Source organism: Lactobacillus sp. UMNPBX6 (assembly GCF_002553975.1).
Taxonomy (GTDB): Bacteria; Bacillota; Bacilli; order Lactobacillales; family Lactobacillaceae; genus Lactobacillus; species Lactobacillus gallinarum.
This window is the reverse complement of record NZ_PCZD01000003.1, coordinates 1-24,827: the sequence shown is the minus strand read 5'-3', so window position 1 is coordinate 24,827 and position 24,827 is coordinate 1. Positions and strand designations below refer to the sequence as shown.

Below are 24,827 nucleotides of genomic sequence, written 5' to 3'. Positions count from 1 at the left end.
CAAATAAAAAGAGTAGACACGCCAGTCTACTCTTAAACAATTAATCTTTATCAGAGTCATCATGATTTTGTTCATGATCTTCGTTATCTTCATTTCTTGTCGGCCTACTACTTTGAGTATGTGAAGCGGAAGATGATGATTGTTCACGACTACTTTGACTAGATTGAGATCTTTCAACTCTACTTGATTGATGAGCAGTACCAGCTTCACTAGAAGAAGACTGAGTATTGTTTGTATTAACAGAATTGTTGGTCTCATTATTTGTATCAGTTTCTTCATCATCTTCATCGTAACTGGCCGCGCTATCACTGACACCAGCAGGGGCATGACCTCTAACATATAATTGCCAAGTGCCGCCAGTTTTTGCACGAATGACAGATTTAGGCTGTTCCCAATTCAAGTTTGGTTTATTTCTCATTAAGTAAGACATCATGCTCTTATACATTAGTTGAGCTGATTGTTGTCCAATACCTGAAATAGTACCATCCTTTAAATTATCATAACCTGTCCATATACCAATTGTATAAGATCTAGTGTAACCAACAAACCAGGAGTCCTTAGGAGTTGAATTATAACCAGGGTATTTTGCTAAATCTTCATCAGAATATTTAACAGTACCAGTTTTACCAGCTTGATAAAGATCTGGAATCTTTGCATTAGTACCTGAACCATGTTTGATGACGCCTTTCAGCATATCAGTAATCATGTATGCTGTTGACTTCTTCATAACACGAACACCGTTAGAGTCATAATTTCTAGTTAAACCATCAGGTGTTTCAATTTTAGAGACAAATTGAGGCTTATGGTAAATACCCATTGTTGCGAATGCACTGTAAGCACCTGTCATTTGCAAACTAGAGGCATTAGCACCAATAGCAACTGATAATCCGGAATTGGCTGGGACATTAACGCCCAATCGACGAGCAAAAGCAGAAGCATGTTTAACACCAACATCAGCTAATGTCTTAACAGCGGGAACATTACGTGATTGTTCCAAAGCTTTACGCATAGTCATCATGCCATCATATTTATTATCCCAATCATAAAGTTGGATATTAGTACCTGGGTAAACATATTTGCTATCGTCAAGCATCTTTGCAGTTGACCAATTCAAATATTGAATTGCAGGAGCGTAATCTAATACTGGCTTAATTGATGAACCTGTCGATCGTCCAGTTTGAACAGCACGGTCTAAGCCTAATTGAACTGAAGGCAAGTGTCGACCACCTAAAATTGCTACAACATGACCATTATTAGGATCGATCACTGTAGCACCAATTTGCATTTTATTGTTTGTGAATGGGACAGAGCCATTATTTGCCAATTCATAGAGTTTGTTTTGAGCATTTTGATCAATATTAATAGTGATTTTCAAATTATCATTATAAGGATCAAAACCTTTGCTCTTAACTTCAGAAATAACTTCTTTGATGTATGGATCATCGATCTTTCGAATCTTCGATTCGTTATCTGCTCGACGCTTTTTTAGCCCCTTAGTAATTGGTTCATTAATTGCCTGGTTATACTCATCTTTAGTGATCTTTTCGTTTTGTAGCATAGTTTTTAAAACAATGTTACGACGATATTGGGCCTTTTGAGGATAAAGGTAAGGATCATAGGCAACGGGAGCATTAGGCATCCCTGCGATTAAAGCAGTTTGAGCTAAATCAAGCTTTTTCAGTGGCTTGCCATAGTAATAGTTAGCAGCAGTTCCCATACCATAATTTCCATAATTCATGAAGACTTTGTTAATATAGAATTCTAAAATTTGGTCTTTACTGAATTCATGTTGTACTTTAACTGCTAGCCAAGCTTCTTGAGCCTTTCTCTTTAAGGTACGTTGTGATGCTGCAGTAGAAAATACTGTTAACTTAACTAGTTGTTGAGTAATAGTAGATCCACCAGCAGCAATACTATTGCTTTTGGCATTAGTAAGCATAGAACCGACGATTCTAATTGGATCTACGCCAAGCTTATCTTTATAAAAACGCTTGTCTTCAACGGAAACTACGGCATCTTTTAATAATTGTGGTATATCTTTATTTTTTACGTAAATTCGTTTTTCAGAACCAAGTGACAACAAAAACTTACCATCATTATTATATAAACTAGACGTACCGCCACTTTGCAATTGATCTTGACTGATATTAGGTGCATCTTTTGCATAAAAAGCAAATAGCCCAATACCTGAAACAATCAATAGCAAAACTATTAGAAAAAACCATTTAATGATTTTGATACCTAAACTATTCTTAATCGACCTTCGTTTATGATAATTTCTACGTGATTCACGTTTCATATTATTTTCTGTCATGATTATCTTTCCCTATCTGCAATAAATTTATCAACTGCTTTTAAATAAGGTAGTGTAGGACGAAAACCGCTTTTGATTTCATAGGAATTGTCCACGATTTCTTTTAAAGTCATAGAACTTTTATCCTTTTCTCTCCAAGCATTAATTACAAAGCTAGCTGGAGTGACAAAATATCGTTCCAAACTAGCGAATCTAATAATTGTAAAGCAAATTCCTTTTTGCTTCAAACATGCGCTCAAATGAAAAATCTGGTGCTCATGAAAGTTCTTTAAAGGAAAGTTGGTTTTATTTCTGGTTTCTTTAGCTTCGAAATCAAGATAATATCCTTTATAAACGCCGTTATAGTCAGTAGTTGAAGCTTGTCTAAAATAAGCTTTACGAATAACAGCTTTAGAGCGTTTAGGATAATCAACCTTAACAATTTGAATGGGGGTAGGCTTCTTATGAACTACGGCGATACCCTCAGTCAAATAGTATTTATTAGATTCATTAATTTGTTGTTCAAGTGTCATTCCACGATCAGAAAAGTTAACGCCTTTCCGGTGAGTATATGGACGACGAGTACTATTTTCTTTCTTTTTAATAGGTTTTCTAAATGCAGCTAAACTGCCGCTTGGATATTTGACCATTGACTTCACTCCTGTTAGCATTATAGCAATAAAGACTAGATTTTTGAATATAGGGGGCTTTTAATGCAGCGTTTATGGGTAACTGGTTATCGTAGTTATGAATTAAATGTTTTTGGTGATAAAGACCCTAAAATTACTGTTATTAAGTACGCTTTAAGAAATTATTTTAAGAGTTTGCTTGAAGAGGACCAGTTGGACTGGATTATTACGGGAGCAAATTTAGGAATCGAGCAATGGGCGGCAGAAGTAGGACTAGAATTGGGTCAAAAGTTTCCTGTGCGAACTTCTATTATGATCCCGTATGAGAAGTTTGCTGATCGCTGGAATGAAAATAATCAGTCTAAGTTTTTAAACTTAAAAGAACGCGTCGACTTTTTTGCTTCAACTTCTAATCTACCTTATCAAAATTCGGTGCAATTACGTAATTATCAAAATTTTATGGTTCAACATACTGATAGAGCTTTGATGATTTATGACCCAGAGCATCCCGGCAAACCAAAATATGATTATAATTTAATTCAAAAGTACCAAGAAACTAAAGAATATCCCTTAGATTTAATTGATTTTTATGATTTACAAGATGCAGCGGAAGAATATCAAGAGACTCATCGACAGAATTATTTCTCCGAATAATTTTAAAGTTTTATAAAAATGGAAATCTTGGTTTTACCTAGGCTATCTTTTTGCTAAAATAAAAATGAATGTAAAGGAGTTGTCAGTAGAATGGCAAATTTAAATGATATTAAACTATCTGCACAAGACATACTAAAAAAGCAATTTAGGAGTAAAGTAAAAGGTTATGATCCAGACGAAGTAGATGCTTATTTGGATGAAGTTATTTCAGATTATGAGAATTTTCAACAAATTATTGAAGATTTATATGGACAAATTGGCACACTTCAACGTCAAATAATGGACGAAAGACAAAAGGAAAAGAAGACAGTTGAAACAGAGAAGGAAGATAAAGTAAAAACTTACACCCCAACTCATAGAAGAACTGCCTCAGTTCCTAATTTTGCGGATAATAATGATGATAATCAGGGCGAAATTTCAACTAACATGGCCATTATTCAACGAATTTCAACTTTAGAAAGAAAAGTTTATAATCTTGAACAACATGTTTATGGTGTAAAGCATTAATTTTTGCTATAATGGTTAACGGTGTGGATCTTGAGTAGGCGCGGCTAGCTATATGCTAGCTGAGGAAAGTCCACGCACGCACAGGCTGCGATGCTTGTAGTGATCGTATTCAGCTCAATAAGCTGGAGAAGAGTTTTTAACTCTTACGGCGGAAAAAATGCTAAATCTTTAAGACATGCATGACTATCCTGAAAAGTGCCACAGTGACGAAGCAAAATTAGAAATGATTTTGGTGGAACGAGGTAAACCCTGCGAGCGTGAAACCCAAATTTGGTGGGGGAGTCTTGGTCTAAGAAAATGAACTAAAGACCAGGTTATTGTCTTTGACAATAAAGATAGATGACTACTGAAGGTAATTTTTGCCAGAATTACTGGAACAAAACGTGGCTTATAGAGATTCACATTGGCAGAGTTGGGCTTGAGTCCAGCTCTTTTTTTATTTTTAATTAACGAAAGAGAAATAATGAAAGAATATCAACTATACGCAACTATGGGCGCTGGTTTTGAAAGCGTTGTAAACAAAGAATTACAAAGTATGGGTTACAAGACCAAAGTCGAAAATGGACGTGTGTTTTTTAAGGGAACCCAAGAAGATATTGTAAAGACTAACTTGTGGTTAAGAACTGCAGATAGAATCAAAATCTTGTTAAAAGAATTTAGAGCAACCGATTTTGATACTCTATTTAATGAAGTTTATGATTACAATTGGGCAGATTTGTTGCCAGTAGATGCTAAGTTTCCTGTGCAAGGTCGTGCGGTCAAGTCGAAGCTTCACTCTGAACCAGATGTACAATCGATCGTAAAGAAAGCTATCGTCAATAAGATGATTGATCAATATCATAGACGTGGCTTCTTGCCAGAAACTGGTAGTGAATATCCATTGGATGTTCACATTTATAAAAATATTGCTCGTATTTCCTTGGATACTACTGGAGCAAGTCTTTTTAAGCGTGGATATAGAGTAGAACATGGTGGCGCACCATTAAAGGAAAACTTTGCGGCAGGTTTATTAAAATTGACCCCGTATAACGGAACGCATCCCCTGATTGATCCAATGACAGGTTCTGGTACTTTAGCAATTGAAGCGGCTTTAATTGCTAAAAACATTGCACCAGGAACATGGCGAAAATTTGCTTTTGATAATTTCGATTGGTTTAATCACGATTTACATAAATCTGCATTAGAAAAAGCTAAGGCAGAGGTCAAACCATTAGACGCTCCTATTTGGGCTAGTGATATTGATCAATCTGTACTTGAGGTTGCTAAGTTAAACGCTCATAATGCAGGGGTTTTACAAGATATTCGTTTTAAGCAAGTAGCGGTCAAAGACTTTACTACTGACTTAGAAAATGGAATTATTATTGCCAACCCGCCTTATGGTAAACGTCTTAAGGATCGAGAATCTGCTGAAGAATTATATAAGCAAATGGGTGAAGTTTTACGTCCACTAGACTCATTTAGTCAATATTATTTAACAGCTGATCCTAATTTTGAAAAATGTTTTGGAGCAAAGGCTACTAAGAAACGTAAGCTGTTTAATGGTAATTTAAGAGTAGATTTCTATCAATATTGGGCAAACAGAAGATAAAAAATGATTACGAAGGATCTTAATACTGAATTTTGGGTAATTTCTGATACGCATTTGATTGCAAACAGTTTGCATGATGAAGGACAAGCTTTTTCACAAATGCAAAAAACTAGTCAAGGTAAGGACTTATATTATCAAGAGACTGCTCTAACAGCTTTTATGCGAATGGCACAAAGAAAAAAGCCTGCAGCAATTATTGTCACAGGCGATATTACTTTTAATGGTGAAAGAGTATCAGCTGAAAAATTTGCCGAAATCTTTCGACCATTAAAACATACGAAAGTATTAGTTATACCAGGAAATCACGATATTTTTGATGGTTGGGCTAGAGAATTTCGTGGTAAAAAGCAATTTTATGCAGGTGAAATTAGCCCAATGTTTTGGCGTTCAATTTTTGCTAAATCCTATCGTCAAGCAGTTGATACGGATGATAGTTCTTTGGCATATAGTGTGCAATTAAATCCACAATATTTTTTGATATTGGCAGATTCCAACTTATATGGTAAAGAAGAAACGACGGCTGCTCCGCATACGCGAGGAATGATCGGCAAATCCCAACTTAAATGGATTAAAAAACAGCTGCAGTATGCGGAGAAAAAGCAACTTCGTCCGATTTTATTTATGCATCATAATTTATATGCTCATAATCCTGCTGTAAATAAAGGATATGTGGTTGATGATGCAGTTGAATTAAGGCGGCTTTGCAGTCAATATAATGTTAAACTAGCTTTCAGTGGTCACATTCATGCTCAAAATATTATGGGTCCCCAAGAAACAACTCCTACAACTGAAGTAGTAACTTCAAGTTTTTGTTCTAATGATCAAGGATATGGGGTTGTGCGCGTTCATTCACGTCATATTACATATGTAAGACGTGATTTTGATATGACAAGATACCTGACAGACCAAGAAAAAGAAAATTATACCTTAGAACATTTTCATAAGTATTTAAAGGATCTACAATTAGGCAGTATCTCTGCGGATATGATGCAGAGTGAATTGAATAAATATCATGACGATATAGATTTAGTTCGAGCAATGGGTAAATTGTTTGGCTGGATGAATTATCACTTTTTCACTGGGCATAATCATATTAAGGCGAGTGAATTGAATAAAATTCATTCTTCAAAGGCCTATCAAGTGTTAATTAAACATCATCCTGAATATAGGCTATATTTAGAGACTCTGTATGACACCAGTGATCATAGTAATTTACAAGTAAAAATAAAATATTGATAAATAAAGAGAGTATGATTTATTTCGTACTCTCTTATTTTGATGGTTTTTGATACAATAAGAAAAGGAATAAATGATATGTAGGGTGTGATCTAAATTCTAAAATCTAAACGGCATTTTATATTTTTAGGAACAATTGGAGTAATTTATTACTCATGGCTTTTAATCGTTCTGTTGACAGCTTTTATTTTGGGTTATGAAGGAAATAAAGCAATTAATATTCCTGGAATGGTAGTCGGATTCATTTTTATTGTTTTGTTAGTGTATACATGGTTGTATTCATTTTTCGAAAATAGTAAAAATAAATATTTACTTAAATTGCCATACAGAACTCAAATTAAGGTAAGTAAACCAGTTTTAATTGCAAAATGGCGTATATTTGAAATTTATCGATTAAAAAGTGAATTTCAAAGCTATTCTGTTTTAGTTTTTTCAAGAAAGAAGAATAAGCATAGATGAAATCAGATATTGAAATTGCACAAGAAACTAAAGAGTTACCAATTAATGAAATTGCCGCAAAGGTTAATTTAAAAGAAGATGATCTAGAACCATATGGTTATGATAAGGCTAAGATCAATTGGCAAGCTATTAATCGCATTTCCCAAAACAAAAAATTAGGAAAGTTAATTTTAGTAACTTCTATCTCGCCAACACCAGCTGGAGAAGGAAAATCTACTATTACTATTGGTTTAGGTGATGCTATCAATAATCAATTGCATAAAAATACAATGATTGCTCTGCGTGAACCATCAATGGGTCCTGTTTTTGGACTTAAAGGTGGTGCAACCGGTGGTGGTATGGCACAAATTATTCCGATGGAAGACATTAATTTACACTTTACTGGTGATATGCACGCTTTAACTGCAGCGATTGATACATTAGCTGCATTAGTAGATAACTATATTTATCAGGATAATAGTTTAAATATTGATCCAGAACGAATTCTTTTGAAACGCGGTTTAGATGTTAATGATCGTGCTTTGAGAAATATTACAGTTGGGCAAGGCTCTAAGTTTAATGGCGTTGAGCATAAATCAAGTTTTGCAATCACTGTAGCCAATGAATTGATGGCTATTTTATGTTTAGCAACAGATATTGATGATTTGAAAGCTAGAATTGGTGATATGCTTGTTGGTTATACCAAAGATGATCAACCAGTTTATGTTAAGCAACTCGGTTTTCAAGGTGCAATTGCTGCATTACTTTCTAATGCATTAAAGCCAAATTTAGTTCAAACGCTTGAGCATACTCCTGCACTAGTTCATGGTGGCCCGTTTGCAAATATTGCACATGGGGCTAACTCGGTTATTGCTACTAATCTTGCCCTACATTTAAGCGATTATGTTTTAACTGAGGCAGGCTTTGGTAGTGATCTCGGTGGTCAAAAGTTTATGGATTTTGTATCTAACCACTTGGACAAAAAGCCAGATGCAGCGGTTGTTGTTGCAACTGTTCGTGCGCTTAAATATCAAGCTTTAGGAAAGACCGACAATCTGGATGAAGAAAATCTTGCTGCTTTGAAGGCTGGATTTAAGAATTTAGAGCGTCATATGAATAATATGCGTTCATATAATGTGCCGGTGGTTGTGTTAATTAATCAATTTGCAACAGATACTGAGGCAGAACTTGATTTGCTTAAAAAGTTAGTTGAAGAACAAGATATTCCAGCTGAGGTAGTTACTTACCATGATGATGGCTCTAAAGGCGGAATTGAAGCTGCACAAACAGTAATTGATTTAGCCGATTCTGGTAAGGCTAAAGTAGTATCAACTTATGATGAAGATGACGATGTCAAAACCAAAATTGAAAAGGTAGCTACTAAAATTTATCATGCTAGCGGAGTGGAATATACAGAAAAGGCTGATAAACAAATTAATGAGCTAACCAAGTTAGGCAAGGAAAAGTTGCCAGTAATTATTGCTAAGACACAATATTCGTTTAGCGATGATAAGAAGCAATTAGGTGCTCCAACTGATTTCAAGTTGCATGTGAAAGGAATCAGTTTGAAAAATGGAGCTCGTTTTATTGTTGTAACTACGGGACATGTATTGGATATGCCAGGCTTGCCTAAGCATCCTGCAGCTTTGGATATCGATGTTGATAATAATGGCAAGATTAGTGGGTTATTTTAATAAAAGATGCAATTTTTATATTTATTTATTTCATTATTTGTAGTTTTAGCAGATCAAGGATTAAAAAATTATATTGTAAGCAATTATACCGTTGGTGAAGTTCATCAGATTATTCCGGGAATTTTATCATTTAATTATTTACAAAATGATGGTGCAGCTTGGAATATTTTAACTGGTCAAATGTGGCTATTTTACGCTATCAGCGTTATTGCCATTGCAGTTTGTTTATATTTTTTGTTCAATAAAAAGTATAAAAATGCATTGTTTGACGTGGGATTAGCCTTAGTATTAGGTGGTATTATCGGTAATTTCATTGATCGACTTCATTTAAAGTATGTAGTTGATATGCTTCAACTTGATTTCATTAATTTTAACATCTTTAATATTGCTGATTCTGCTATTACCACTGGTGTGCTCATTATATTTATTTACTTAATTTTCTTTGCAGATAAGGATGATAAAAATGCCTAAAAAATATTTATTACAAGTTAAAGATGAGCACGGACGTTTAGATAAATTTATCTCAGAGCAAGTACCTGATTTGTCTAGAACTAGAGTAAAAGAATTAGTTAAAGAAAAAGAAATCCTAGTTAATCAAAAAGCAGAGAAAGTATCTTATAAAATTCAAGCAGGCGACAAAATTAAAATTAATGTTCCAGCGGTAAAACCATTGGATATTGTTCCAGAAAATATTCCACTTGATATTGTTTATGAAGATGACGATGTAATTGTAGTAAATAAACCACAGGGCATGGTGGTGCATCCCGCACCAGGACATCCTGATCATACTTTGGTGAATGCACTTCTTTATCACACAAAAGATTTGGCACAATCTCCCGAAGGTTTTAGACCTGGGATTGTACATCGAATTGATAAGGATACTTCAGGTTTGTTGATGATTGCTAAGAATGCTCAAGCAAGAGAATCACTTGAAGATCAGTTAGCTCATAAGACAAACAAAAGAATATATTGGGCCATTGTTCATGGTAATTTTAGTGAAGAAAATGGTGTCATTGATGCTCCAATTGGCCGCAATCCATATGATCGCAAGAAGATGGCAGTGGTAGAAAATGGTAAAAAAGCTATTACACATTTTAAGGTACTCAAACAATTCAAAGGCTATAGTTTAATTCAATGTCAACTCGAGACAGGACGAACTCATCAAATCAGAGTACATTTAGATTATATTGGACATGCAGTTGCGGGAGATCCATTATATGGTCCACGCAAAACTTTAAAAGGGAACGGCCAGTTTTTGCATGCTAAAGTTTTAGGCTTTAAGCATCCCCGGACAGGAGAATGGCTAGAATTCACTGTTGAACCACCTAAGATATTTCAGGATATGTTAGCCCAATTAGAAAAAGCAAGTGAATAAAAATGAAACGTTATTTGATATTAGAAGATGGCAGCTCTTTTGCTGGTGAAGGTATTGGCGCAAGTATTATTTCCACCGGAGAATTAGCAATTCAAACTACTAATTTTGGTTATCAAGAAGCATTAACTGATCCTACTAATGCTGGAAAAATTCTAGTTTTCACATCGCCAATGATCGGCAATAATGGGATCAATGCAATTGACTATGAAAGTATTGATCCTACTGTTAAGGGAATAATTGCTAATGATATTGCTTTGAATATTTCTGATAGTGAAAATTTTGAAGATCTTAGTTCGTTTTTAAAAGAAAAAAAGATACCTGCCATTTTTAAGGTAGATACCCGTGCGCTTGTTCATCGTTTGATCGAAGAAGGAACTATTAAGGCCTCAATCATGGATACTAATGATGAACACGCTTTTGATCAAATTAAAGCATTAGTTCTGCCTAAAAATAAATCGGCAATGGTTTCAACTAAAAATGCTTATGCATCCCCAAATGTAGGTAAAACAGTTGCAGTTTTAGATTTAGGATTAAAGCACTCTATGCTCAGAGCTTTGTCTCTTAGAAAAGTAAACACAACCGTTTTACCTTATAATGTTAGTCCGCTGGATGTTGAGAACTTACGTCCTGAAGGAATCATTATTTCAAATGGACCAGGTAAACCGGAGGAAATAGTTGATAAAATTGCTCCGATTTTAGATCATTTTTATGGCAAATATCCAATCTTAGGAATTGGATTAGGTTTCTTAGTGTTAAGTGATTATTTAGACTTTGAATTGGTTCAGTTACCTCAGGAATTCAATGGAATTAATTATCCAGTAATTGAGCAAAATACTAATGCAATTTGGCAGACTTCAATGAATATTGATCAATTAGTATTACCTGATAGCGTAAAAATGAATATGAATCGTGAATATTTTGATCTTCATAGTGAATTAAATGCAGGATTTTGGAATATCAAAGACAAGATAGTAGCAACCGCTTTTAATCCAGAGGGAGCCCCAGGATCCCATGATGCAGATGAAATTTTCGATTATTTTTTACAAATGATGGAGTAAATTATGCCGTTAGAAAATGATTTAGATAAAGTATTAATTATCGGATCAGGTCCTACTTTGATTGGTAGCGTAGCTGAGATGGACTTAATGGCTACAGAAGCTATTGATGCCTTAACCGAAGAAGGAATACAAGTTATATTGGTTAATCCTAATCCAGCAACTATCTCCACGGATAAAAAGTCCAATGTTACCGTATATCTAGAGCCGATGACATTAGATTTTCTTAAGCGAATTTTACGTATGGAAGAACCAGATGCGATTATTACTGCGTACGGTTCAACTAATGGATTAAAAGTTGCTCATAAATTATTGCAAGATGGAATTTTAGAGCAAATGGGCATTCAGTTGCTAACTTTGAATTCTCGTATCTTGCAGATGGGTAATCAGCAAAAAAGAACAGAGCTTTTAAATAAATTAGGAATTGATACTAGTGAGTCTTGGGAATTAAATCAAAATGCTCAAGACAATATGAATGGTGCTATGGATAATTTACTTTCCAAAGTTACTTTTCCAGTATTAGTTACTAAGTATAATCGTTATGTTCATAATGAACATTTACGATTTAAGACTAAAGAAGCTTTAGTGACCTATTTTAAAGAAGAAAGACAAACTGATAATTTTACATGGAAAAATTATCGATTAACGGAGGATCTTTCAGCTTGGGAAGAAGTTATTGTTGATGTAATACGTGATAAGGATGGCAATTTAGTATTTACTAATTTTGCTGGTTCGATAGAGCCAGTGGGAATAAATTCTGGTGATTCAGCTATAGTAATGCCGTCTTTAACTTTAAATAATGATCATATTCAAGAATTGAGAGAATCAGTTAGACGAATTGTAGATAATTTGGAAATTGTTGGTTTTACTAGTTTTCATTTTGCTATTAAACATCATGGCACCCAAATTAAGTCAAAATTATTGACGATCCGTCCTCGTTTAACTCGTAGTTCTGTTTGGGCTCAACGAATTGGCATGTATGATGTGGGTTATGTAGTAAGTAAAGTAGCTATTGGTTATCGACTAAATGAAATAACCGATCCATTATCAGGATTAAATGCTTCTATTGAACCTACTTTAGATGCAATAGCGATTAAAATACCTTATTGGTCATTTACTGGTTCAGGTTATAACCATTATCAGTTGAATAATCGAATGCAAGCCAGTGGCGAAGCAATGGGCGTAGGACGTAATTTTGAAACAGCGTTTTTGAAAGGTTTAGATGCAACTACTAATCTTGACTTGGGCTGGGCTGCTTTTGTAGAAGAGAGCCGGAAAACATATGAAGAAATAATTGAAGATCTTAAGCATCCCGATGAATTACATCTAATTAAATTACTAGCAGCTATTAAAGAAAATATTCCTTTTAGTGAATTACAAGAAATTACAGGCCTTCATCCAATTTATTATCAAAAGCTTCTTCATATTGTCACAATCATTAATAAACTAGTGCAAAATAAGGAGCATTTAACTTTAGATTTAGTAAGAGAAGCTAAAGATTACGGCTTTTTTAATCCATTGCTTGCTAAGGTATTAAATATTTCTGTAGAGGAAGTACGATCATTAATTAGTAAATATAATTTAGAACCATCATTTTTAAAGATAGACGGTTCGGCTGGAGTTTATCGGCCTAATGTGTGTGCTTACTATGGCGCATATGATGTTCAAAATGAAGCTAAAGATTTAGCGGCAGATAAAAAGATATTAATTTTAGGTATGTTGCCTTTACAAGTATCTGTGACTAGTGAATTTGACTATATGATTGCTCATGCAGCAAAGACTTTACATAATAATGGCTATGTTACAGTTTTGCTTTCAAATAATGATGAATCTGTTTCTTCTAGATATAAGGATATCGATCGAGTATATTTTGAATCAATTACATTAGAAAATATTTTAACTATTGCTAAAAGAGAAAATATTAAAGATGTACTTTTACAATTTTCAGGTAAAAGAGTAAGTGCATTAAGTAAGCAATTGGAAGAAAATGGTCTTCATATAATAGGTCAATGGGAGACTAAAGATCCTCGTGATATGATTACGGAATTATTAAATCATCCCCTGACCGATTTAAAACGAGTACCATCTCTGAAAACTACAAATCCTAATGCTGTATTTGAATTTGTTGATCAATATGATTTTCCAATTTTAATTGGGGGCATGAATAAAGAGAATAAATTAAAATCCGCTGTAGTTTATGATATTCCAGCAATTAAAAGATATTTAGCTGAAAATCAGGTAGATCAAATCACCGTGTCTCAGTTTATTGAAGGGAATAAGTATGAAGTAACAGCTATTTCGGATGGTAAGAATGTCACTTTACCTGGTATTATTGAACATTTAGAGCAAACAGGTTCACATGCATCAGATTCAATAGCGGTTATTAAACCTCAAAATTTATCATTAGAACAACAAAAAAAGATTGAACAACAATCGATTAAATTGATAAAAGTATTACAAACAAGAGGAATCTTTAACTTACATTATTTGTTGGTAAATGATGAATTATATTTATTACAAATTAAGCCATATGCAGGTCATAACGTAGCGTTTTTGTCTAAGTCTTTGAATAAAGATATTACTGCCTGCGCTACGGAAGTCTTGATAGGTCATAACCTTCAAGATTTGGGCTATCCCAATGGACTATGGCATACAAGTAACTTTATTCATATTAAAATGCCAGTATTTTCTTTCCTTAATTATAGTAGTGGCAATACATTTGATTCTAATATGAAATCATCTGGTTCAGTAATGGGGCGAGATACTCATTTAGCTAAGGCATTATACAAAGGATACGAAGCTAGTGATTTACACATCCCTAGTTATGGGACAATTTTTATTTCAGTTAGAGATGAAGATAAAAATCGAGTGACAGAATTGGCTCGTCGATTTGATAGATTGGGCTTTAAGTTAATTGCAACCGAAGGAACTGCGAATATGTTTGCGGAAGCTGGGATTACTACAGGAGTTGTAGAAAAAGTCCATAATAATCCTCGCAATTTACTAGAAAAAATCCGACAACATAAAATTGTAATGGTAGTAAATATTACTAATCTTTCTGATGCGGCTAGTGAAGATGCATTACGAATAAGAGATGAGGCTTTGTATACTCATATTCCGGTATTTTCAAGTATTGAAACTGCTGAATTAATTTTAGATGTATTAGAATCACTAGCGTTAACTACACAACCAATTTAAAATAAAAAAGCTAAGTTTATTCAAATAACTTAGCTTTCGCAATAAGCATGTTTAAGAGGCATGCTTATTTTTTATTGACTTTCATTGCCATAATTTCTTTCTCTACTGGAGTGACTTCAATAGAGTTTTGACCAGTATAAATTACAAATCCGGGTTTAGCACCATTAGGCTTTTTAACACGTTTGTCTTGTACATAATCTACTTGAACATGGGCAGAGTCTTTGCCCTTAGAAAAGAATGCTGCGATTTCAGCTGCTTCTTTAATATCGTCTTCAGATGGTTGATCATCTCGTAAAATCACGTGAGATCCTGGCATATTTTTAACATGGAACCAGTAATCAGATTTGTTAGCCTTTTTTAAAGTTAACCAATCATTTTGATAATTGTTTTTACCAACTAAAACATGTTTACCAGAAGAAAGTTTAAATTCATTCAGATTACGTTCTGTAATTTTATTTTTTCGTTTATTCTTCTTTTGTTTTCGAATATATCCTTGATTGATTAACTCATCATTAATTTGATCAATATCCTGCGGATCCGCATTATCGATAGCAGTTTGAATAGAATCAAAATAGCGCAAATTTTCTTCGGCTATTTTGATTTGCTGATTAACATGTTTAATGGAATCGCGCAATTTTTTATATCGAGTAAAATATTTTTGAGCATTGCGTGCTGGTGAAAGGGCAGGGTCTAATTTTATTGCAATAGGTGCATTGTTTTCATAGTAGTTAGGCAGGGAAACTGTAGTCATTCCTGGCTTCACTTGATTTAAATTTGTGTTTAAAATTTCACCCTTAATACGATATCCTTCTGAGTTTTCAGCAAGATTGAGTTGTTTCTTTAATTTCTTGATTTTCTTGCTTAGCTTTTTTTGCTCATTCTTAACCACGCGTTCTACTTGACTAGCGCGTTGTTTTACCCAATCACGATTAGCTTGATATTCATAAAATTCATCAAGTCCTTTGTTAAGGTCAGGATTAGAGCTTTCCTTTTCAAGATCTAGATGATAAGGCAAATAACAAAAGATTTTTCTCTTATTATTAGGAGTCTTTAAAACAAATGCGCGTGGATTGTCGAACTGATTGAAAAACGTTTTAAAGGAAGAATAGCTGTATTCATCTTCTAAGTACCCCAATAGTTCACTTCGATCATCTTTATCTAAACCATCCATTTGCTTAGCTAAACTTTTAGCATCATTTTCATTGCTAAGTTGTTTAAATTCAGTTTCAGACAAAGTTAATCCATTTATTCCTGGCTTCAATGGAGGTAACTCATATTTCGCTTTTGGTAATAAAATACGAGCTCTATTTTCATCAGGATTAATTCTCTTTAATAAGTCGATGATATGATTATCTTTTTGATTGTAGAGAATCACGTTACTGTGACGACCCATTAATTCTACGGAAAGAACTAATTCGATTTCATCACCCAATTCATTGCGATTACTAAAATGGAAATTAGTAATTCGATCTAAACCTACTTGATCAATAGATTGTAAAACAGAGCCCTCTAAGTATTTACGTAATACCATTACAAAAATAGGAGCTTTATCAGGGTTGTTAATTGTTTGTTCAGTTAAATACATCCTTGGATATTGTGCATTAGCTGAAATTAAAAATTGGTAGTTTTTTCGATTTTTTCTAAAGATTAAAACTAAGTCTTGATCAAAGGGTTGGTAAATTTTTGATAAACGACTTCCTACTAGAGTAGGGGTTAAATCTTGTAATAAACTATGGATAAATGATCCATCAAATGCCATAATACATCACCTCAAAATACGTTTAATATTATAACAATAAAATTCAATATTCTAAAATTATTAGAGTTATCAACTATAAGCTAAAAATAATACACATTAATAATTAGGTAAAACTAATATAAATACAAAATGACATATTAAAGTTATAATTAACATTAGTATTAAAGTTTTAATATTTAATGTTTCACACAACACTATATATCTAATATAGTTTGGAAACGGTATTATCAAATAGATTATTAAATGATAAAATACAGTTATAGTAATCTAATTTGGAGAAAAAGGACTTTGTATATGGATGTATTATTTTTTAGCACTGTTGCAGATCAAATAAAAAAAGAAATAAATCACAAGTGTGGCCTGAATATTTCACAAACTAGAATTTTGCTGTTTTTTGATGACACAAATAATAAAGCTTTAGCCATGGGGAAATTAGCTAAAGCACTTAATATTTCTTTATCTACCTTAAGTCGTCAGCTTCAACAAAAAAAGACAAAGAGCCTTATAGAAATTACACGATCTGAAAAAGATTCAAGTAAGATTGTGAAATTAAGTTCAGAAGGTATAAAGAAAGCAGAAGAACTAAAGAATACACTTAGTAAAATTGAAAGTCTTCTTTTTATATCTTTGGATTCTGATGCTTCTAGTCTGTTTGTTAAGCAACTTTACGAAATTGCACAAGCTTCTTCCTCATTAGACGACTTGCAATAGGTGTGTAATTAATGGTTTTATGCTATAATTCTTCTGTATTATATAATTAAAGAAATTGGGAAGGGGAAATAAATTGAAAATCGCATTAGTTACTGACAGTACTAGTGTCTTAACTGAACAAGAAGTTAAGGACAATAATATTAATGTGGTTCCGATTCCCGTCATCGTTGGCGACAAGGAATACTTAGAAGGAGTTAATATTACTTCTGCGCAACTTTTTGAACTACAAAAGCAAGGCGCAGCTTTTCCTAAGACTTCACAACCAAGCATGGGTCAAATGATTGAATTATGCAATAAGCTTCATGGAGAAGGCTATGAGGCTATCATTGCTATTACTTTATCGAGTGGTATTTCTGGATTTTATCAAAACATGGTAAACATGGCTCATAATAATCCGGAATATAATCTATATCCTTATGATTCTAAAATGACCGTAAGATTACAAGGTTATTTGGTATTAGCTGCTGCTAGAATGATTAAGAATGGCATGGAACCAGAAGCTATTTTAAAGAAACTGGACGAAATTCGAAAGACAATCGATGAATATTTTGTAGTTGATGATCTTAAGAATTTAAGCAGAGGCGGTCGTTTAAGCAACGCAGGTGCGTTTATTGGTACTATGCTGCAAATAAAACCATTATTAACATTTAATGATGATGGTAAAATTGTTGCTTTTGATAAAATCAGATCTTTAAAGCGTGCTGTTGCCAAGGTTAAGAAACTTACTTTAGAAAAAACTGCAGAATTACCTTATAAGGATAGATTACGTTTATTCGTATTTCATTCTAATGACCTCAAACGAGCAGAAGACATAAAAGAGTTTATTAATACTAACTTCCCAGATAAGCCGGTGGATGTGGCTGAATTCAGTCCTGTAATTGCTACACACTTAGGTGAAAAGTCTATTGCGATTGCATGGATGATAGACTTTGATAAACTAGATTTAACTAAATAATAAAAGAGGCGCTGTTAAACTAAAAAAACAGTGTCTTTTTTATTATTTAATATTAATAGTAAAATTGTTATAGTTGTAGTTATGGATATAATAATAAATTTGCTATTATCTATGTGGCGATCAGCAATAACACTTTTATTATTGCTAGACATATTAAAAACAGCACCATTTTTATATAGTTTGGTGCTGTTTTATTATTTAGTTTCATTTAAATTTTGATGATCATTAGAAATTGCATCTAATGCTGCTCGCTGCTTCTTTTGATCTACGTGAGTATATAAATCTGTGGCAGTTGTTCCTTTTTGACCTAATTGCTGTGCTACTAAAACTTGATCTTTAGTAACAGCATACAATTCAGAAGCTAATGTATGGCGCAATTTATGAGGGGTAAGAGGATGACCAAAGCTGGCTGAATATTTGCTAACCATTTTTTCAATTGCATTAGTAGTCATGCGTTTTGTTTTATTGTGCCATCTTGTTAGAAAGAAAGCCGTTTGCTTAGAATCGGCCATATAACGCTCAGTTCGGATTTTTTTATAATTTTTAATATAGTTTAGAGTCCATTCAGCAATAGGGACACTATCCTTTTGTCCGCCTTTACGCGTGACATCTAAAACTGCGTCCTTTATATTCAAATCTTGCATATCTACGCCAGCACACTCAGAAACTCGAATTCCTGTCCCTAAAATTAAAGCAATAATGGCCATATCTCTTTCTTTATTCATCTTGAAACCAGGTTTAGCTTGCTTATTGCATTTATTTTCATAGTCATGATCAATAAATTTAAGAAATTCGAATTTGAGGTTTCCAGTGTACATGTGTGATTCTAAAACGTGAGCACGATAATTTAATGTTTTAGTATCATTTAAAGACTCAATTTTGAGCATTACGTTGCGCTCAAAATAGGGCTCACCATTATTATTATCTGATGTAATGGTCAAAAATTTAAATAAAGAGCGTAGGGCATTAATAGAACGATTAATAGTAGTGGGGGAGTTCAAGTGTCCTTGCTTATTCTTAGTGTGGCCTAAGTTATCAATGTACAACATGATATCATTTCGCCGTAAATTTGCTAAAGTATCTGGTAAGATATGTTGATTATCTTTTGCAGTAGAGATGCCTTCTTGACGTAACCAATTAAAAAAACGACGTATCTCGGTTAAATATTGATAGGTGGTTGTTAATGAGTGATTAGTACCTAAATTATATTGTTTAACAAAGTCTGGCATATTATCTAGTTCAGTTTTAATTAAGCTAAGATACTTAGTAGATTCCATATTTTCTCCTTACTCGAACAAATGTTTAAATAATTGTATCATAGAAAAAGGCAATAAAAAACACCTATCTTTGGAGATAGGCGAATATTAAAAATCCCAGCTTTAATTACTTTTCCCAACTCAAACGATAATATCTATAGTATTATTGTAAAAAATTGTTCATAAGTATTTAAAGAATGGAATAAACCACGTCACTATAACTGGAATACTAGCAACGCCGGTAGCAACCCTTCAGCATTCCAGTTATAGTAACTTTGATTATGTTTATCTATATAATATAGGCATTTAACATCAAGCTAAACAATCTGTATTATTAGACAGTGTTGTTTGTATGGTACAACTTACCTTTCAAGTATTTATTTTAAGATGATTAAATCTAATGATCAAGTCTTAAACGCCAAATTTTCAAAAAATATTTATATTTAATGTTAATTTAGTTTAAAATATTGTTTTTGAAATTTCATGTATAAAAATTGTACAATAAAGACGAAGATTATATAAGACGAGGAAAAATTATGACAGAAGAAATTGATGTAAATTTTCAAGCTAAGAATCCAAGTGGTATTAAATTATTAAATCGTTTGTATGATGGTCATTTAGTATTAAATGATATCGGTGTTCGTTTGGATGAGCAGCTTAATAATGAAAATGAAGAATTAACTGTACCAACTCAAGAAGACGTTAATAATTTGGACGATACTTTTGGCAAGATGGTACAAACTTTTAGTGATATCACAGATGCTTATGGTAACGTTGATACCTTTGCGGATAATTTTGCAGGTACAACTAAGGATTTTGCAGAAAGATTAATCACTGAAATGGTAGACTTTAATAATGGTATTGCTGATATTGGAGATACTGAAGGTGGTCTTGAAAACTATGATAACGATAAACTCAACGATTGGGTTAACCAGGTTATGGGTGATATTGTAGCTACTAATGAAGCTTTCAATACTTTAATTAAGGAATAATAGTGCTTGAAGATCCAATTTAATAAAAGGCAAAATGGTTTTACAATCTTTAGATGGATCAATTAAAAAGGCGTCTCATGTGTGAGGCGCTTTTTTAATATATTATTTCTTTAAACTAGCTATTGGATAAATAGTGTAATCAGCTCTATAAGCAACAAGACGATGACCATCAATTACAAACTGGGTAGCATTCTTCATATCACTTTTATGAATAGAAACGTTTTTACCAGTGAATACAGCAATTGGCATCCCTAGTTGGCTTCTAATCATAACTACTTTAGCATCACCATTCCAGTCATTTTTAAAATTTTGATACATAGTATTTAATAGTGGAACAGCCTTGTTTTGATCATTGATATTAACATGCTTATTAAATTCATCTTCGTAATTCTTTAGTCCTTCATAGGCAATAAGAGTGGAGCCTACATGAATCATTCTGTTGTGACCGTAATCAATGTCAATTACGCTAGATTTTTCGTTACCATTGCTGTCTTTTTGAGACATCTTTTTATCTGTATGAATATTAACAGATTTTGCCTTAATTTGATCGATCTTTTGTCCATTTGAATCATAAGTGGAAACTGTCAATGGTAAAGCACCGATTTTAGAGCGCATAGACAGCTCCCAATTTTCAAAATTGCTACAGCCAGAAAGTAAAGCTACGCTTAAAATACTTAAGCTTAACAATGAAATAAGTTTCTTTTTACGCATATGTTTTAAATTCCTCAATTCATACTTAATAGTGATGAGTTTAATTTTATCATATTTGTACTTAAGGGATGCAAAAAGGCGGGGAGTATTATTAAATTAAGCTATTGATAGTTAATAAAAAAACAAAAAAGTGAATTGATCTTTTCTAATAATCAATCCACTCTTATATATTTTGAATATCTTTTTCTAATCATCAGTACCAATTATACGATGCCAAATGTAAAATCCAAATCCGATTACTAATGCAATAGCCGCATACAAAAACATCCAGGCATATATAAAACCACCAAATATTCCTAGAACGCCTGCGATAATCATCAAAATTAGGCCAGTTATATCTCCACCTAAGTTCTGTATATATTATCTATGCAAGATGCTAAAAAATTCAAAAATAATTTACTAAATTAATTTTGAAACATAAGCTTAAATCTGATAATTGATTTATAACAAAAAGGACTAAACTATTACGTCTAGTCCTTTTTCAATTATTTAAAATTTTCAGCCTTTACGTATGCATTTTTACCAACTCTATAGTAGGCTTCATTGTTAATATAATGTTTTGGTCCATATGTCTTAATAGGTGAACCTTGCTTTAATGTTTTCCACTCGGTGTTAAGTGATCCATTGCTTTGGTAAACATCGGCATCAGTCTTAAATATACGTGAGTTACCTAAGATATTGCTTGCCATGATGTATTTATTATCGCCAATTTTAACGGCTGATTTACCATTGCTTAATTTTGTCTTGCCACCATAGTAATTGACTGATGTATAAGCTTTATAAACTTCGCCGGTACGCTTGCCATTGCCATCATATACGTAGGACTTATACATTATTGTGCCAGTATGTTTGGCATTAGAGTTAGAAGGTGCTTGGGAAACTGCAGAGCCTGAAATAGATAATGGGAGAATAGTTACATTACCGTCTGTAGACATTCCTTTCCAATTATCAGTGTATTGCCAGATAGCTACGCCGTCCATTGAAGGGAAGTATTTAAAATTAGGCTTATCTACTCGTCCAGATATAGCATATGCTGCTACCCATAAGGAATTAGGATATTTTTTGATAATAGATGGTGTATTAATGTTATTTTGTAACACAGAAGAACTAGCGTAAAGTAGTGGCTGATAGCCAGCTGCTTTAATTTCATCCATAAAGGCTAAGATTGCCTTAGCGGTGACGTTCTTACCGTTAGTAATTATATTGCCGCTGCCAGTTTCATAATCACAAGCTAAGTAGGATCCTTTAGGAAGGCCAAGGGCTTTAGCAGATGCTACAGCATATTTAGCTTCACTTTTAGCTATAGAAGCATTAGAACTAAATGTAGCAAAGTGATAACCCATCGGCATCATGTCGTTAGCAATGGCAGATTTGATTTGAGCGGCAGCCTTTGGATTACGATAGCTAGTACCTTCACTAACTTTGACTATTGCAAATTGAGATCCGGCTTTGGCATGAGCTGTTAAATCCGCACTTTGATAACTAGCAACATCAATCCCTAGTTCTCTTGCTGCTACGGAAGTTGCTGAAGCTTGTACATGGGAAGGATTAATAGGAGAGAGGGATGCAGGTAGGAGACTCATCCCAGTGTTTACTAACATAGTTGCACAAGCTAATTTTACGAATGTTTTCTTTTTTAACAAATTAATTCCTCCATAATTGGTGGAGAGAGTTAATAATCTATATCTCCCACTTTTAATATATTTAAAACTTATATATTATAGACTACATTGGTAGGTACCAAAATGCAATAGTTGAGATTAAATATTAATATTGTAGTAATCAGATAGAAATAATTGCAATAAAATTGGGATAATAATTGAGAGTCGAGCATGGAATGATTATTAAATGTCATTCTTTTTGGTTTATGCTTCCTTAGAGGGATGCACGTTCAAAAGGCCTAGCAAACAGTAAAAAAGTGCTAGTACTTAGCCAAGTATGATAATAGACGTGGTGAAGAAATTTGAATGAAAATAAATAGATGCTGATATTACAATTAGAATATTATGTTTTTTAGAAACTTTTAATTTTTAAATGGCAAGAATAATACTTAAAACCTAAAGAAAAGTATAAGGAGGCCTATTTCGTATATTACTTTAATGACAAAAATATTGTAATTATATAAAATATAGATAGTTAAGAAAAGCGCTTAATTAACTAAATAAAGTATATAGATGTTTCTTTAATGAAAGCAAAGGTGATCAAAATGCTACATTGGATTTGGGTATTAATTGTTGGAGGAGTTATTGGTTTGATTGCTGGAGCTCTTACAGGGCACGGCAGATCAATGAACTGGATTGCTAATATCTTAGCAGGGTTAATTGGTTCCTCATTAGGTCAAGCTTTATTGGGTGCCTGGGGACCACAAGTTGCTGGCATGGCAATTGTACCGTCAATTTTAGGTGCAGTAATTTTGGTAATCATTGTTGCCTTCGTTGTCAGCAAATTTAGAACTGCATAACGTTTATATGAGTAGAAATTTTTAGTACGTACTACAAACGAAAAGGCTAAATCTAGGATAAAATCCTTATTTAGCCTTTTTTGTTGCCCTATTCTCTTGGGAGAGGGGAGAGAAATAAAAGCATTAAAGGTAGTGTGGGCACAGATTGACGAAAATAAATAGGTTTTGAAACAATGAATTGATGATAATTTAGCTGTTTTAAATAGAATTTCTGGCTCTCATTATCAACTGAAGCCAGTTATATTTAGGTTTTTATTGACTAATAATGACGTATTTTAAAAGGATTTATGATTGTTCAAATAAAAAGTCATTTTTTATTCATTATGTAATACGTAATTATGTAATACGTAATTGTTAAAAATCAAACGCTGAATATTAAAAGCTGAATATTAAAAATAGAAAGATGATTAGCAAGTGTACTGTGGAGTAATAAAAGAAAAAAGCTTAGAAAAGCTATGAGACGTAGAGATTCTTTATAATATAAGGATTTTTATAAAGAATGAATGAAAATTAAAACAAAATATAAAATTTGTTCGAACTTTATAAATCAGCAAAAATAGCTGTTTTGATAGGAACTTAGTTCTTGCTATCATTAAAATTATTGTTTTAAGTAATGCATAGCAAATATAATTTATCTAATTAATTACCATTTATAGAAAGCAAGTATAAAGAATATGGTCGTTAAAGGGATTATTTCATTAATAATGATTCAGCAAAATTTATATGACGAATTGTCTACCCCCTAAAATCATTATTAAATCAGCTGATCATGCCATTTTACTATGAATATCCCTATAATCAGCATGAAATTAGACCGATTTTTAGTCTGAGAATCTGTATTAAATCTATTTATTATTATGGTAAAAATATCAGCGTATTAGCTTGATTAGCTAGTTATTGAATGTATATGGTATTTCACTTAAGCCTTTAAATTTTGTTAGAAATTAATCAATAGATCCATTGATTATTAATTAAAAATAATGAACTTGACCGTAGAATTGCGATCTCAGCATCTTTATAAAAGTAAAAAACTTTAATTAACTTGCAACAAATAAGAAAGCAAAAATAAAAAGTATAAAAAGAGTTGCCAATTTTAAAATACACGAAAATGTCTTCTGTTTGTGTATTTACGATATTCTTACTTATAACTTTACATAATATGAATTATGCGCAGATACAAGTAAGAATTAATTGCTCTCTTTTATACTTCTTTATTGCTATATAATTACTTATTTTAGCATGTCTACTTTTTTATTATTTTCGCCGATTGTAAAATTAAATTGAACACTTGATAAAAAATAAAAAGTCCATTCGG

General features: G+C 32.9%; 19 protein-coding genes and 1 other RNA gene. 14 read left to right on the top strand and 6 right to left on the bottom strand.

The window, feature by feature from the left end; translation table 11 throughout:
* Window positions 1–40: 40 nt before the first annotated feature.
* Both CP357_RS00880 and recU read right to left on the bottom strand, forming a co-directional pair.
* Entirely contained in the window at window positions 41–2,314 is a 2,274-nt protein-coding gene (locus tag CP357_RS00880; RefSeq protein WP_098036314.1) for a PBP1A family penicillin-binding protein, read from the bottom strand.
* Between the two features lie 2 nt (window positions 2,315–2,316).
* Window positions 2,317–2,943, bottom strand: coding sequence for a Holliday junction resolvase RecU (recU, locus tag CP357_RS00875; protein ID WP_025005667.1), 627 nt, complete (start codon window positions 2,941–2,943; stop codon window positions 2,317–2,319).
* A 63-nt stretch (window positions 2,944–3,006) separates the two neighbouring features.
* On the opposite strand from recU, the gene CP357_RS00870 reads away from it, so the two are divergent.
* The 10 genes from CP357_RS00870 (at window position 3,007) to CP357_RS00820 (ending at window position 14,667) form a co-directional block, all read left to right on the top strand.
* Window positions 3,007–3,576, top strand: a complete 570-nt coding sequence (locus CP357_RS00870; RefSeq protein WP_087235528.1) for a DUF1273 domain-containing protein — start codon at window positions 3,007–3,009, stop codon at window positions 3,574–3,576.
* Window positions 3,577–3,666: 90 nt separating this feature from the next.
* Window positions 3,667–4,083, top strand: coding sequence for a DivIVA domain-containing protein (locus CP357_RS00865; RefSeq protein ID WP_098036313.1), 417 nt, complete (start codon window positions 3,667–3,669; stop codon window positions 4,081–4,083).
* Between the two features lie 26 nt (window positions 4,084–4,109).
* Window positions 4,110–4,479, top strand: an RNA gene (gene rnpB, locus CP357_RS00860) — RNase P RNA component class B.
* Between the two features lie 67 nt (window positions 4,480–4,546).
* Complete coding sequence (locus tag CP357_RS00855) at window positions 4,547–5,671, top strand: class I SAM-dependent RNA methyltransferase (RefSeq protein WP_098036341.1); 1,125 nt, start codon at window positions 4,547–4,549, stop codon at window positions 5,669–5,671.
* Between the two features lie 3 nt (window positions 5,672–5,674).
* Window positions 5,675–6,907, top strand: coding sequence for a metallophosphoesterase (locus CP357_RS00850; protein ID WP_098036312.1), 1,233 nt, complete (start codon window positions 5,675–5,677; stop codon window positions 6,905–6,907).
* A gap of 455 nt (window positions 6,908–7,362) precedes the next feature.
* The gene (locus CP357_RS00840; RefSeq protein WP_025005673.1) at window positions 7,363–9,039 is read left to right on the top strand and encodes a formate--tetrahydrofolate ligase; all 1,677 of its coding nucleotides are present in this window, start codon (window positions 7,363–7,365) and stop codon (window positions 9,037–9,039) included.
* Window positions 9,040–9,045: 6 nt separating this feature from the next.
* Complete coding sequence (gene lspA, locus CP357_RS00835; protein WP_025005674.1) at window positions 9,046–9,510, top strand: signal peptidase II; 465 nt, start codon at window positions 9,046–9,048, stop codon at window positions 9,508–9,510.
* A complete protein-coding gene (locus CP357_RS00830; RefSeq protein WP_098036311.1) occupies window positions 9,503–10,414 on the top strand; it encodes an RluA family pseudouridine synthase in 912 nt (303 codons plus the stop codon). Before lspA ends, CP357_RS00830 begins: the two co-directional genes overlap by 8 nt.
* Window positions 10,415–10,416: 2 nt before the next feature.
* On the top strand, window positions 10,417–11,472 hold the full coding sequence (locus tag CP357_RS00825) for a carbamoyl phosphate synthase small subunit (RefSeq protein WP_025005676.1): 1,056 nt from the start codon (window positions 10,417–10,419) through the stop codon (window positions 11,470–11,472).
* Window positions 11,473–11,475: 3 nt separating this feature from the next.
* A complete protein-coding gene (locus CP357_RS00820; RefSeq protein ID WP_025005677.1) occupies window positions 11,476–14,667 on the top strand; it encodes a carbamoyl phosphate synthase large subunit in 3,192 nt (1,063 codons plus the stop codon).
* A gap of 64 nt (window positions 14,668–14,731) precedes the next feature.
* Here the strand turns inward: CP357_RS00820 and CP357_RS00815 are convergent, their stop codons facing one another.
* A complete protein-coding gene (locus CP357_RS00815; protein WP_098036310.1) occupies window positions 14,732–16,426 on the bottom strand; it encodes an NFACT family protein in 1,695 nt (564 codons plus the stop codon).
* Between the two features lie 294 nt (window positions 16,427–16,720).
* Here CP357_RS00815 and CP357_RS00810 point away from each other — a divergent pair, with 294 nt between their 5' ends.
* Together CP357_RS00810 and CP357_RS00805 are read left to right on the top strand one after the other, a co-directional pair.
* A complete protein-coding gene (locus tag CP357_RS00810; RefSeq protein ID WP_098036309.1) occupies window positions 16,721–17,137 on the top strand; it encodes a MarR family transcriptional regulator in 417 nt (138 codons plus the stop codon).
* A gap of 73 nt (window positions 17,138–17,210) precedes the next feature.
* Complete coding sequence (locus tag CP357_RS00805; protein ID WP_098036308.1) at window positions 17,211–18,092, top strand: DegV family protein; 882 nt, start codon at window positions 17,211–17,213, stop codon at window positions 18,090–18,092.
* Between the two features lie 194 nt (window positions 18,093–18,286).
* On the opposite strand, the gene xerS is transcribed toward CP357_RS00805, so the two are convergent.
* Entirely contained in the window at window positions 18,287–19,369 is a 1,083-nt protein-coding gene (xerS, locus tag CP357_RS00800; protein WP_098036307.1) for a tyrosine recombinase XerS, read from the bottom strand.
* A gap of 515 nt (window positions 19,370–19,884) precedes the next feature.
* On the opposite strand from xerS, the gene CP357_RS00795 reads away from it, so the two are divergent.
* On the top strand, window positions 19,885–20,340 hold the full coding sequence (locus CP357_RS00795) for a hypothetical protein (protein ID WP_025005681.1): 456 nt from the start codon (window positions 19,885–19,887) through the stop codon (window positions 20,338–20,340).
* A 102-nt stretch (window positions 20,341–20,442) separates the two neighbouring features.
* Here CP357_RS00795 and CP357_RS00790 read toward each other — a convergent pair whose 3' ends face one another.
* Together CP357_RS00790 and CP357_RS00785 are read right to left on the bottom strand one after the other, a co-directional pair.
* The gene (locus CP357_RS00790) at window positions 20,443–21,051 is read right to left on the bottom strand and encodes a DUF5052 family protein (protein WP_025005682.1); all 609 of its coding nucleotides are present in this window, start codon (window positions 21,049–21,051) and stop codon (window positions 20,443–20,445) included.
* Between the two features lie 485 nt (window positions 21,052–21,536).
* The gene (locus CP357_RS00785; RefSeq protein WP_098036306.1) at window positions 21,537–22,694 is read right to left on the bottom strand and encodes a GH25 family lysozyme; all 1,158 of its coding nucleotides are present in this window, start codon (window positions 22,692–22,694) and stop codon (window positions 21,537–21,539) included.
* A 563-nt stretch (window positions 22,695–23,257) separates the two neighbouring features.
* Between CP357_RS00785 and CP357_RS00780 the strand changes: the two genes are divergently transcribed.
* Window positions 23,258–23,512 carry a GlsB/YeaQ/YmgE family stress response membrane protein gene (locus tag CP357_RS00780; protein ID WP_025005684.1) on the top strand — a complete coding sequence of 85 codons (255 nt, stop codon included), beginning with the start codon at window positions 23,258–23,260 and terminating at the stop codon, window positions 23,510–23,512.
* Window positions 23,513–24,827: the final 1,315 nt, after the last annotated feature.

Excerpts from the sequence above, each read along its gene's own strand:
- CP357_RS00880 (WP_098036314.1), bottom strand. The coding sequence starts at position 2,314 with ATGACAGAAAATAATATGAAACGTGAATCACGTAGAAATTATCATAAA.
- recU (WP_025005667.1), bottom strand. The coding sequence starts at position 2,943 with ATGGTCAAATATCCAAGCGGCAGTTTAGCTGCATTTAGAAAACCTATT.
- CP357_RS00870 (WP_087235528.1), top strand. The coding sequence starts at position 3,007 with ATGCAGCGTTTATGGGTAACTGGTTATCGTAGTTATGAATTAAATGTT.
- CP357_RS00865 (WP_098036313.1), top strand. The coding sequence starts at position 3,667 with ATGGCAAATTTAAATGATATTAAACTATCTGCACAAGACATACTAAAA.
- CP357_RS00855 (WP_098036341.1), top strand. The coding sequence starts at position 4,547 with ATGAAAGAATATCAACTATACGCAACTATGGGCGCTGGTTTTGAAAGC.
- CP357_RS00850 (WP_098036312.1), top strand. The coding sequence starts at position 5,675 with ATGATTACGAAGGATCTTAATACTGAATTTTGGGTAATTTCTGATACG.
- CP357_RS00840 (WP_025005673.1), top strand. The coding sequence starts at position 7,363 with ATGAAATCAGATATTGAAATTGCACAAGAAACTAAAGAGTTACCAATT.
- lspA (WP_025005674.1), top strand. The coding sequence starts at position 9,046 with ATGCAATTTTTATATTTATTTATTTCATTATTTGTAGTTTTAGCAGAT.
- CP357_RS00830 (WP_098036311.1), top strand. The coding sequence starts at position 9,503 with ATGCCTAAAAAATATTTATTACAAGTTAAAGATGAGCACGGACGTTTA.
- CP357_RS00825 (WP_025005676.1), top strand. The coding sequence starts at position 10,417 with ATGAAACGTTATTTGATATTAGAAGATGGCAGCTCTTTTGCTGGTGAA.
- CP357_RS00820 (WP_025005677.1), top strand. The coding sequence starts at position 11,476 with ATGCCGTTAGAAAATGATTTAGATAAAGTATTAATTATCGGATCAGGT.
- CP357_RS00815 (WP_098036310.1), bottom strand. The coding sequence starts at position 16,426 with ATGGCATTTGATGGATCATTTATCCATAGTTTATTACAAGATTTAACC.
- CP357_RS00810 (WP_098036309.1), top strand. The coding sequence starts at position 16,721 with ATGGATGTATTATTTTTTAGCACTGTTGCAGATCAAATAAAAAAAGAA.
- xerS (WP_098036307.1), bottom strand. The coding sequence starts at position 19,369 with ATGGAATCTACTAAGTATCTTAGCTTAATTAAAACTGAACTAGATAAT.
- CP357_RS00795 (WP_025005681.1), top strand. The coding sequence starts at position 19,885 with ATGACAGAAGAAATTGATGTAAATTTTCAAGCTAAGAATCCAAGTGGT.
- CP357_RS00790 (WP_025005682.1), bottom strand. The coding sequence starts at position 21,051 with ATGCGTAAAAAGAAACTTATTTCATTGTTAAGCTTAAGTATTTTAAGC.
- CP357_RS00780 (WP_025005684.1), top strand. The coding sequence starts at position 23,258 with ATGCTACATTGGATTTGGGTATTAATTGTTGGAGGAGTTATTGGTTTG.